Below are 11404 nucleotides of genomic sequence, written 5' to 3'. Positions count from 1 at the left end.
AGCGCGTGATGGACCAGATCGCCAAGGTCCAGGCCAGCGGTATGTCGGCGGAAATGAAGGCGCAGCAACTGATGGCGCTCAATGCCCAAGCGATGCAGATCCAGCAACAGATCACTGAAGTAATGGACCAGCAGGCCCGGGCCATGCAAGGCGGCGTATCCGCCAGAGCCTAGCGGGCAAGGCACTGCCCCCGCGCGGCGGGGCGCCCGCATTGATGGCGCGCATCAAAATTTCTGATTGGACGCTGCCCAGGCCTGCCAGTACTGTCTCCGGACAAATCTAAAACCACGGAGACAAACCATGCATGCAATGCGCACAGCCCTTGCAGGTGCGGTGCTGGCCGTTTGCGCGGCCCCTGCCCTCGCAGGCACCGTCACGGTGATCACCTCGTTCCCCAAAGATCTGACCCAGGCCTACAAGACGGCCTTCGAAAAGGCCAATCCCGGCATCACGCTGGAAATCCTGAACAAGAACACCGTGTCGGGCATCGCCTATGTGCGCGAAACGCCCGCTGGCCAGCGTCCCGAGGTGTTCTGGGCCAGCGCGCCCGACGCCTTCGAAGTGCTGGGCCGCGACAAGCTGCTGGCGAGCTCCGCAGATGTGGCCAACAAGCAGGTGCCGGACAAGATCGGCAACTACCCCATCAACGATCCGGGCGGCATGTACCTGGGCCAGGCGCTGGCCGGCTACGGCATCATCTACAACACGCGCTACATCGCCGCGCACAAGATCCCCGCGCCGGTGGAATGGAAGGACCTGCTGTCGCCGCAATGGTTCGGCCACGTCGGCATCACTTCGCCGTCGCGTTCTGGCACCATGCACCTGACCGTGGAAACCATCCTCCAGGGCGAAGGCTGGGACGAGGGCTGGAGCACCCTGCTGCGCATGTCGGGCAACAGCAGCGCCGTCACCGAGCGCTCGTTCGGCGTGCCGGACGGCGTGAACAACGGCCAGTTCGGCGCCGGGCCGGTGATCGACTTCTTCGGCCTGTCCAGCAAGTATTCCAAGTTCCCGGTGGAATTCGTCTATCCCTCCGAAACCGCCATCGTGCCGGCCAACATCGCGCTGATTCAGGGCGCGAAGAACACCGAAGAGGGCAAGAAGTTCATCGCCTTCACCCTCAGCCAGGCCGGTCAGGAGCTGCTGCTGGAGCCCAAGATTTCGCGCCTGCCGGTGCTGCCCTACACGGCGCTGGCCGGCAAGATTCCCCAGGGCTATCCCGACCCCGCCGAAATCGCCAAGCGCAGCAAGGTACAGTTCAACGCCGACCTGTCGCAGTCGCGCTACTACGTCGTGCAATCGCTGTATGACCAGACGGTCACGTTCCGCCTGAAGGAACTGCAGGCCGCCACCAAGGCCATCTACGAGGCCGAAGCCAAGCTGGGCGACAAGGCCAAGAGCGGCCGCGCTGCCGAGCTGCTGGCGCAGGCCCGCAAGCTGACCTGGGCCCCGCTCGTGGACGGCAAGAAGGCCGCGGATCCGGCCTTCCTGGCGATCTTCGCCGGCAACAAGAAGGACGCTGCCGTGAACCAGCAGATCACCCAGCTGGAAGGCGAGTGGAACGGCCGTTCCAAGGCGAACTACGAGGAAGCCGTGAAGCTCGCCAAGCAGGCCGCCGCGCTCTAGGCCGCAACACCCGCAGGACGCGCGCGAGCCGGACGGGGCCTATCCCGTCCGTCGCCGCGGTTTTCCCCTGGCAACGATTTCGGGAATCTCGATGAATTCTTCGGGCCACTCGCGCCTGCCCGTCGGCCCCTTGCTGACGGCGCTACTGGTGTTCGGTTTTCTGCTGCTGTTCCTGGCCGTGCCGGTGGGCACGGTGTTCTACAGCGCCTTCGTGAACGCCGACGGCAGCTTCACCATGGGCCATTTCGGCGCCTTCTTCAACCAGCCGCTGATGAAGGAAGCGTTCTTCAACAGCCTCTACGTGGCGGGCTGGTCAGCGCTGCTGGCGTCCCTGATCGCCGTGCCGCTGGCGTACTTCACGGTGCGCTTCGACTTCCGCGGCGCGCTGCTGATCCAGACGCTGGGCGTGCTGCCGCTGATCATGCCGCCCTTCGTGGGCGCGGTCGCGATGCAGCTGATCTTCGGCCGCTCGGGCAGCGTGAACCTGCTGCTCAACGACTGGTTCGGCTTCACCATCCCCTTCATGGAAGGCTTGAACGGCGTCATCTTCGTCGAGTCGCTGCACTACTTCCCGTTCATCCTGATGAACCTGGTGGTGGCGCTGCGCAATATCGACGGCGCCATGGAGGAGGCGGCCTTCAATCTGGGCTCGCGGGGTTTTCGCCTGTTCCGCCGCGTGATTTTCCCGCTGGCCCTGCCCGGCTACGTGGCCGGCGCGTCCCTCGTATTCGTCAAGGTGTTCGACGACCTGGGCACGCCGCTGGTGCTGGGCACCACCAACATGCTGGCGCCGCAAGCCTATCTGCGCATCACCCAGGTTGGCCTGGAGGATCCGCTAGGCTATGTGATCAGCGTCATCATGGTCGGATTCTCGATCCTGGCGCTGTGGCTGTCGGCGCGCGTGCTCAAGGGCCGCGATTACTCCACCCTGCAGAAGGGCGGCAGCTCGATCCAGAAACGCAAGCTGGGTCCGATGGAAAGCGTGCTGGCCTATGGCTGGATCATCCTGGTGCTGCTGCTGGTGCTGTCGCCGCACATGGGCGTGCTGCTGCTGTCGCTGGCCAGCGTCTGGAGCTTCGCGCCGCTGCCGGACGGCTATACGCTGGCGCATTACTCGGCGGTGTTCTCCGAATCGCAGGGCATGATCGCCAACACCCTGCTCTATTGCGGCCTGGCCGCGGGCGTGGACGTGATCCTCGGCACCGCCATCGCCTACCTGATGCTGCGCACCCGCCTGCCGGCGCGCCAATGGCTGGATTTCCTGGCCTCCGCCGCGCTGGCGATTCCCGGCATCGTGCTGGCCATCGGTTTTCTGCGCACCTTCCGCGGCATCGAGCTGCCCGGCACCGGCACCCTGCTAACCTCGTCGTGGATCATCATCATGATCGCGTACTCGGTGCGGCGGCTGCCCTACGCCCTGCGTTCCTGCGTGGCATCGCTGCAGCAGATCAACATTTCGCTGGAAGAAGCCGCGCAATCGCTGGGAGCGACGCGCATGAGCACGATACGCCGCGTGGTGGTGCCGCTGATGGCGGGCGGCATGCTGGCGGGCTTCGTCACCAGCTTCGTGACGGCGGCGGTGGAACTGTCGGCCACCATCATGCTGGTGACCAAGGACAGCCAGGCGCCCATGAGCTACGGCATCTATCTGTACATGCAGAGCGCGGCGGGCCGGGGCCCGGGTGCTGCGCTCGGCGTCCTGGCGGTGGCCGCGGTGGCCATCGGCACGTATGTATCGCACCTGCTGGTGGAGCGCGCCCAGGTGCGCCAGCGGCCGGCTCGCAATGAAGGGGAATCCGCATGAAGAAAGTCAGCGTCGAATGCCGCAACATCCGGCTGTCCTACGGCAAGACGGAAGTGCTCAAGGACGTCAACATCAACATCGAACCCGGCGAGTTCTTCGCGCTGCTGGGGCCGTCGGGCTCCGGCAAGTCCACGCTGCTGCGCCTGATCGCCGGCTTCAACCGGCACAGTGCCGGGCAGCTGTTGGTAGACGGCAAGGACATCAGCGGCACGCCGCCCTGGAACCGCAACATCGGCATGGTGTTCCAGAACTATGCCCTGTGGCCGCACATGACGGTATGGGACAACGTGGCCTTCGGCCTGGTCGAACGCAAGCTGCCGCGCGCCGAGATCCGCGCCAAGGTGGAGGCCGCGCTGGACCTGGTCGGCCTGTCCCAGTATGGCAAGCGCCGCCCCAACCAGCTTTCCGGCGGACAGCAGCAGCGCGTGGCCCTGGCCCGCACCATCGTCATCGAGCCGCAGGTGCTGCTGCTGGACGAGCCGCTGTCCAATCTCGACAAGAAACTGCGCGTGCAGATGCGCCAGGACCTGCTCAGCCTGCAGCGCCGGCTGGGCATCACCACCATCTTCGTCACCCATGACCAGGAAGAGGCGATGACCACCGCCGACCGCATGGCGGTGCTGGACCATGGCGTGGTCCAGCAAATCGGCGCACCCAGCACTTTGTTCGACTATCCGGTGAACCGTTTTGTGGCCAACTTCGTGGGCACGATGAACGTGCTGGAAGGCAACGTGCGCGAGCGCACCAGCGGCAGCGTGGTGCTGGCGGTGGAAGGCGTGGGCGACCTGCATCTGCCGCTCGCCGGCGAAGCGCCGGCCGCGTCGCGCCTGGCCGCCAGCTTCCGGCCGCACACCGTGCAAATCGAAATGGCGGACGGGCTGGGCGACGCGCGTTATGTCTGGCTGCCGGGCATCGTGGAAAGCAGCGAGTTCCTGGGCGAATTCACGCGCTATCAGGTGCAGATCGGCGAACAGCGGCTGACGGCGGACCAATCGCATCTGGCCGGGCTGTCGCCCTTCCCCGTCGGCGCTCCCGTCTCCATCGGGCTGGAACCCACCCAAGTGCGGCTGCTGGCGGCCTAAACTCGGGCCCATGGAAATCTATCAGATCCGCGCCTTCGTCACGGTCGCCCGGCTGGGCAACCTGACGAAGGCGGCCGAGGCGCTGTCGCTGACCCAACCCGCCGTGACCGCGCAGATCAAGGCGCTGGAACAAAGCCTGGGCGTGGCGCTGTTCGACCGCAGCGGCGGCCGGCTGGCCCTGGCCAAGGCCGGCGAGGTGCTGCTGCCCACCGCCGAATCGCTGCTGGTGCTGGGCGCGCAGTTCAAATCCGAGGCCCAACAATTGCAGGGCAGCCTGCACGGCGCGGTCGAGCTGGGCGTGCCCAGCGAAAAACCGGATTTCCTGCGCCTGGGCGAACTGGCTTCGGCCGTCACCCAGCGCCTGCCGCTGGTCGAACTCAAAACCCAGACCTTGACCGCCGCCGCGCTGGCAGAGCAGGTCAGCACCGGCCGCCTGCCGGCGGCCCTGATCATCGCCGCCAATCCGCCGCGCGGCGTGCTCTGGCAGCCGCTGCGCAGCGTGCGCTACCGCATCGCCATGCCCAAGGAGCACGCCGCCGTGCTCAAGCGCGGCGGCTGGCGCGAGGTGGCGCAATTGCCCTGGCTGGACGGCCCTTCAGGCAGCCACACGCACCTGCTGCTGCGCGACATGTTCGAACGCCACGGCTTGTCGCCGCGTATCGTGATGCAAAATGACGACCAGGCCAATCTGGACGCGCTGGTGCGAGCCGGCGCGGGTTGCGCACTGCTGCGCGAGGAAACCGCGCTGGCGGGCGCGGCCTCCAATGACTTCATCGTCTGGGGCCAGGCGCGCGTCGACGCCATGTTGGGTTTCATCCTGCCCTACGAGCGCGCTAGCGAGCCCGCGCTGGTCGCGTTAAGCTCGATCATTCAAACCATCTGGAAACCGCGCGCGCCCATTGCGCCGGCCCAGCTTTAATCCCGCATCAAGACCGTAATGACTGAAATCTGGTTCATCCGCCACGGCGAAACCGACTGGAACCGCCAGCGGCGCCTGCAAGGCTGGCAAGACATCCCCCTGAACGAATTCGGCGTCAACCAGGCCAGCCTGCTGGCCGCGCGCATGCGCGACGAGGCCCGCCGCACGCCCATTCACGCCATTTACAGCAGCGATCTGCAGCGCGCCCATGCCACTGCCGTGCCCGTGTCCGAACAGCTCGGCCTGCGCGTGCGGGTGGAGCCAGGCATCCGCGAGCGCGGCTTCGGCGTGCTGGAAGGCCTGGATCACGAGCGCATCGACGTGCTCGCCCCCGAGGCCGCGGCCGCCTGGAAAAGCCGCGATCCCCTGCGCCCGCTGGACGGCGGCGAAACGCTGGGCCAGTTCCAGTCCCGCGTCATTTCCACCGTGGACGACATCGCCAGCCGCCATGACGACGAACGCATCCTGATGTTCACGCATGGCGGCGTGCTGGACATCATCTGGCGCCATGCCTCGGGCGTGCCGCTGAACGGGCCGCGCGACGCCTCGCTGCTGAACGTCAGCATCAACCGCGTCGGCGTGCAAGGGCGCAAATGGCAGGTGCTGGACTGGGGCGACGTGGGCCACGTGACCGACGAAGTCGGCAACGACGTGGTGCCTTGAGCCCTCAGCGCGCCCGGCGCGGCTTGCGCGGCGCGTTGCGGGCCAGCCTGTCGTAGACGGCGTTGGGCAGAAGGCGCATCAGCTTGGCCACGATGCCCATCTGCCACGGAATCACCACATAGGAGGCGCCCCGCCCGATCGCGCTGCGCGCGCGGCGCGCAAACGCATCCGCTTCCATCAGGAAAGGCATGGAGTACGGGTTATGCGCCGTCATCGCCGTCTTGATGTAACCCGGGGCTATCGTCACCACGTCCACGCCTTCGGCCGCCAGCTCCAGCCGCAGGCTTTCGCAGTACGTCACCACCGCCGATTTGGACGCGCTGTAGGCGCCCGCTCCCGGCAGCCCCCTCACCCCCGCCACGCTGGCGATACCCACCAGCCGGCCCGATCCTGCCGCCCGCATGGACGCGATGAAGGGCTCGAAAGTCGCCACGGTGGCCAGCAGATTGGTGTCGACGATGGCCTTGAAGACGTCGTAGTCCTCGCCATGCTCGGTCAGCGTGCCGGCACTGATGCCGGCGCTGGCGATGACCACGTCCACCCGCCCCTGGCAGAAGGCGATGAAATCCTGGGCCGCGGCATGCAGGGCCTGGCGGTCGCGCACGTCCACCGCATAGCAGCTGTGCTCGCCGGGCAGGCTGTCGGCCAATTCCCGCAAGGCGTCCTCGCGCCGGCCCAGCAGGCCCAGCGTGGCGCCGGTAGAGGCGTACTGCTGCGCCAGGGCGCGTCCCAGGCCGCTGCTTGCGCCGGTGATGAAGACTCTTTCCATGTGTGCCTGATGCCTGTAGTGGCGTTGCGGAATCGCGTTGCAAAAAAATAGGGCACGCTCTCGCGTGCCCTATTGTGTCGCTTGCCGGCTTAGCCTTGCAAGGAAGCGTGCAGCTCCTGCAGCGGATACACCTGCAGGCCCAGGCCTTGCCGCAGGTATTGCATGCCTTCGACCGCGGCGCGGGCACCGGCGATGGTCGTGAAGAAGGTCACGCGAGCGGCCAGCGCCTGGGTGCGGATGGTGCGCGAATCAGCGATGGCGTTGCGGCGCTCTTCGACGGTGTTAATGACCAGCGCGATTTCGCCGTTCTTCACCATGTCGACGATGTGCGGACGGCCTTCGTTGACCTTGTTCACCAGTTGCACGGGGATGCCGGCAGCTTCGATCTCGGCAGCGGTGCCGCGCGTGGCGACCAGCTTGAAGCCGAGCGCGTGCAGGCCGCGCGCCACTTCCACCGCCAGGGGCTTGTCCTGGTTCTTGACGCTGATGAACACCGTGCCGGATTCCGGCAGGCGCACGCCCGCGGCCAATTGCGACTTGACGAAGGCTTCGCCGAAGCTCGTGCCCACGCCCATCACTTCGCCGGTCGACTTCATTTCCGGGCCCAGGATGGTGTCCACGCCCGGGAACTTCACGAACGGGAACACGGCTTCCTTGACCGAGAAGTAAGGCGGCACGACTTCCTTGGTGATGCCTTGCGCGGCCAGGGTCTGGCCGGCCATGGCGCGCGCGGCGATCTTGGCCAGCTGCAGGCCGGTAGCCTTGGAGACGTAAGGTACCGTGCGCGAGGCGCGCGGGTTCACTTCCAGCACGTAGACGTCGCCGCCCTGGATCGCGAACTGCACGTTCATCAGGCCGCTGACGTTCAGGGCCTTGGCCATCATCGTGGTCTGGCGCTTGATCTCGGCGATGACTTCCGCCGACAGCGAGTACGGCGGCAGGCTGCATGCCGAGTCGCCCGAGTGCACGCCGGCCTGCTCGATGTGTTCCATGACGCCGCCGATGAAGACGGTTTCGCCGTCGGCCAGGCAGTCCACGTCCACTTCGGTGGCGTTGTTCAGGAAGCGGTCCAGCAGCACGGGCGAGTCATTGCTGACCTTCACGGCCTCGCGCATATAGCGTTCGAGGTCTTGTTGCTCGTGCACGATTTCCATGGCGCGGCCGCCCAGCACGTAGCTGGGGCGAACCACCAGGGGATAGCCGATTTCAGTGGCGTGGGCCAGGGCCTCGCCTTCGGTGCGCGCGGTGCGGTTGGGCGGCTGGCGCAGGCCAAGCTTGTTCAACAGCTTCTGGAAACGCTCGCGGTCCTCGGCGACGTCGATGGATTCCGGGCTGGTGCCGATGATGGGCACGCCGTTGGCTTCCAGGGCGCGCGCCAGCTTCAGCGGAGTCTGGCCGCCGTACTGGACGATCATGCCGACCGGGTTTTCCTTGTGGACGATTTCCAGCACGTCTTCGAGCGTCAGCGGCTCGAAATACAGGCGGTCGGAAGTGTCGTAGTCGGTGGACACGGTTTCCGGGTTGCAGTTGACCATGATGGTCTCGTACCCGTCATCGCGCAGCGCCAGCGCGGCATGCACGCAGCAGTAATCGAACTCGATACCCTGGCCGATGCGGTTCGGACCGCCGCCCAGCACCACAATCTTCTTGCGGTCGGTGGGCGCGGCTTCGCACTCTTCCTCGTAGGTCGAGTACATATAGGCCGTGCGGGTGGCGAATTCAGCGGCGCAGGTGTCGACGCGCTTGTAGACCGGACGCACGTTCAACTGGTGGCGCAGCTTGCGCACTTCGGATTCCGAGGAATCCAGCAGGAAGGCCAGGCGGCGGTCGGAGAAACCGCGGCGCTTGAGTTCCCACAGCGTGGCGTAATCCAGGTCGGCCAGCGTCTTCTGTTCCAGCGCCAGCTCGATGTCGACGATTTCCTTGATCTGCGACAGGAACCACGGGTCGATGTGCGTGATGTTGTGCACTTCGTCCAGCGTGAAGCCCTGCGCGAAGGCGTCGCCCACGTACCAGATGCGTTCCGGACCGGGTTCGCCCAGTTCGACCTGCAGCTTCTCGCGGTCGGTGGTCTTCTGGTTCAGGCCGTCGACGCCGACTTCCAGGCCGCGCAGCGCCTTCTGGAACGATTCCTGGAAGGTGCGGCCGATGGCCATGACTTCACCCACGGACTTCATCTGGGTGGTCAGGCGCGCGTCGGCGGTCGGGAATTTCTCGAAGGCGAAACGCGGCACCTTGGTGACGACGTAGTCGATCGAGGGTTCGAACGAGGCGGGCGTGGCGCCGCCGGTGATTTCGTTCTTCAGTTCATCCAGCGTGTAGCCCACGGCCAGGCGCGCGGCGACCTTGGCGATGGGGAAGCCGGTGGCCTTGGAGGCCAGCGCCGACGAACGCGACACGCGCGGGTTCATTTCGATGACGATCATGCGGCCGTCGCGCGGGTTGACCGCGAACTGCACGTTCGAACCGCCCGTATCCACGCCGATCTCGCGCAATACCGCGATCGATGCGTTACGCATGATCTGGTATTCCTTGTCGGTCAGCGTCTGGGCCGGCGCCACGGTGATCGAGTCGCCGGTGTGCACGCCCATCGGGTCCAGGTTTTCGATCGAGCAGACGATGATGCAGTTGTCCGCCTTGTCGCGGACCACTTCCATCTCGAATTCCTTCCAGCCCAGCAGCGACTCTTCGATCAGCAGTTCGCTGGTCGGCGACGCTTCCAGGCCACGGCGGCAGATGGTTTCGAATTCTTCGGCGTTGTAGGCAATGCCGCCGCCCGAACCGCCCATCGTGAAGCTGGGACGAATCACGGCCGGGAAGCCCGAGGTGCCGACTTCAGCCGCGATGCGGCGCTGCACTTCCCAGGCTTCGTCCATGCTGTGGGCTACGCCCGACTTGGCCGATTCCAGCCCGATGTCGGTCATGGCCTGCTTGAACTTCTGGCGGTCTTCGGCCTTTTCGATGGCGTGCTCGTTGGCGCCGATCAGTTCCACGTTGTGCTTTGCCAGCACGCCGTGGTGGGCCAGGTCCAGCGCGCAGTTCAGCGCGGTCTGGCCGCCCATGGTCGGCAGCAGCGCATCGGGCTTTTCACGCTCGATGATCTTTTCAACGGCTTGCCAGGTGATGGGCTCGATGTAGGTGACGTCGGCCGTTTCCGGGTCCGTCATGATCGTGGCCGGGTTGCTGTTCACCAGGATGGTGCGGTAACCCTCGGCCTTGAGCGCCTTGCACGCCTGCGCGCCGGAATAGTCGAATTCGCAGGCCTGCCCGATGATGATGGGGCCGGCGCCGATGATGAGTATGCTTTTTAGGTCTGTACGCTTGGGCATGATGCAATCTTTACTTTTGGCCGGACATCAGGGCGATGAACTTGTCGAACAGTTCAAGGATGTCGTGCGGACCCGGGCTGGCTTCGGGGTGACCCTGGAAGCAGAAGGCCGGGCGGTCGGTGAGCTCGAAGCCCTGCAACGTGCCGTCGAACAGCGACACGTGCGTCACGCGCGCATTGGCCGGCAGGCTGGCCGCGTCGACCGCGAAGCCGTGGTTCTGGCTCGTGATGAACACGCGCTTGGACTGGAGGTCCTGCACGGGATGGTTCGCGCCGTGGTGGCCGGTCTTCATCTTGAGCGTCTTGCCGCCGACGGCCAGGCCCATGATCTGATGGCCCAGGCAGATGCCGAACACCGGCAGCTTCTTGTCCAGGAACGTGCGCGTGGCGGCGATGGCGTAGTCGCAAGGCTCGGGGTCGCCCGGGCCGTTGGACAGGAACACACCGTCGGGATTCAGCTTCAGGACGTCTTCGGCGCTGGTTTGCGCCGGCACCAGCGTCAGGCGGCAGCCGCGGTCGGCCAGCAGGCGCAGGATGTTGTTCTTGATGCCGAAGTCATACGCGACGACGTGGAACTTGGACTGGTCGGGCTTGGAGAAGCCTTGGCCCAGTTGCCAGGTGCCATCGGTCCACTCGCTGCTGGTCTTGACCGAGACGACCTTGGCCAGATCCTGGCCGGCCATGCCGGCAAAGCCGCGGGCCAGTTCAACGGCGCGCTCGGTGTCGGTGCCAACGAAGATGCAGGCGCCCTGGGCGCCTTTTTCACGCAGGATGCGCGTGAGCTTGCGGGTGTCGATGCCGGAAATGGCGACGATGCCTTGCGCGGCCAGATAGTCGGGCAAGGATTGCGTGGAACGGAAGTTCGACACGCGAGCGGGACAGTCGCGGACCACCAATCCGGCGGCATAGACGCGATTGGCTTCGACGTCTTCGGCATTGACGCCGGTGTTGCCAATGTGCGGATAGGTCAGCGTGACGATCTGACCGCTATAGCTGGGATCGGTGAGAATTTCCTGGTACCCGGTCATCGCGGTGTTGAACACCACTTCGGCAACGGTATGGCCAGGCGCACCGATCGACACGCCTCGAAAAATGGTACCGTCCGCCAGAGCCAGAATTGCAGGAGGGAAGCGGTTGATCCCCTCGGGAAAAAGTTGCGGCAGCACAGTAAACCCCGGTTTTAGAATCGATAATCAAACCTTCGGATTATACC

At 65.4% G+C, this 11404-nt stretch carries 8 protein-coding genes; 5 read left to right on the top strand and 3 right to left on the bottom strand.

The window, feature by feature from the left end; genetic code table 11:
* Positions 1 to 300: 300 nt before the first annotated feature.
* The 5 genes from VIR09_RS06515 to VIR09_RS06495 all read left to right on the top strand — a co-directional run bounded on the left by VIR09_RS06515 (position 301) and on the right by VIR09_RS06495 (position 6094).
* Positions 301 to 1626 carry an ABC transporter substrate-binding protein gene (locus VIR09_RS06515; RefSeq protein ID WP_332012130.1) on the top strand — a complete coding sequence of 442 codons (1326 nt, stop codon included), beginning with the start codon at positions 301 to 303 and terminating at the stop codon, positions 1624 to 1626.
* Positions 1627 to 1717: 91 nt separating this feature from the next.
* Positions 1718 to 3430: an iron ABC transporter permease gene (locus tag VIR09_RS06510; RefSeq protein WP_332012129.1), complete on the top strand. Its 1713-nt coding sequence runs from the start codon at positions 1718 to 1720 to the stop codon at positions 3428 to 3430.
* The gene (locus VIR09_RS06505; RefSeq protein ID WP_332012128.1) at positions 3427 to 4512 is read left to right on the top strand and encodes an ABC transporter ATP-binding protein; all 1086 of its coding nucleotides are present in this window, start codon (positions 3427 to 3429) and stop codon (positions 4510 to 4512) included. Before VIR09_RS06510 ends, VIR09_RS06505 begins: the two co-directional genes overlap by 4 nt.
* A gap of 10 nt (positions 4513 to 4522) precedes the next feature.
* Complete coding sequence (locus tag VIR09_RS06500; protein ID WP_332012127.1) at positions 4523 to 5431, top strand: LysR family transcriptional regulator; 909 nt, start codon at positions 4523 to 4525, stop codon at positions 5429 to 5431.
* A gap of 18 nt (positions 5432 to 5449) precedes the next feature.
* Positions 5450 to 6094, top strand: a complete 645-nt coding sequence (locus tag VIR09_RS06495) for a histidine phosphatase family protein (protein ID WP_332012126.1) — start codon at positions 5450 to 5452, stop codon at positions 6092 to 6094.
* 4 nt (positions 6095 to 6098) lie between these two features.
* On the opposite strand, the gene VIR09_RS06490 is transcribed toward VIR09_RS06495, so the two are convergent.
* From VIR09_RS06490 to carA, 3 genes are all read right to left on the bottom strand, one after another.
* The gene (locus VIR09_RS06490) at positions 6099 to 6863 is read right to left on the bottom strand and encodes an SDR family oxidoreductase (protein ID WP_332012125.1); all 765 of its coding nucleotides are present in this window, start codon (positions 6861 to 6863) and stop codon (positions 6099 to 6101) included.
* An 89-nt stretch (positions 6864 to 6952) separates the two neighbouring features.
* Complete coding sequence (carB, locus tag VIR09_RS06485) at positions 6953 to 10192, bottom strand: carbamoyl-phosphate synthase large subunit (RefSeq protein ID WP_332012124.1); 3240 nt, start codon at positions 10190 to 10192, stop codon at positions 6953 to 6955.
* A 10-nt stretch (positions 10193 to 10202) separates the two neighbouring features.
* Positions 10203 to 11357, bottom strand: coding sequence for a glutamine-hydrolyzing carbamoyl-phosphate synthase small subunit (gene carA / locus VIR09_RS06480; protein ID WP_332012123.1), 1155 nt, complete (start codon positions 11355 to 11357; stop codon positions 10203 to 10205).
* Between the last annotated feature and the right edge of the window lie 47 nt (positions 11358 to 11404).

Source organism: Achromobacter sp., from assembly GCF_036567245.1.
Taxonomy (GTDB): domain Bacteria; phylum Pseudomonadota; class Gammaproteobacteria; order Burkholderiales; family Burkholderiaceae_B; genus Achromobacter.
Note: the sequence above shows the minus strand (reverse complement) of the source record. Positions and strands in the feature narration are given on the sequence as shown.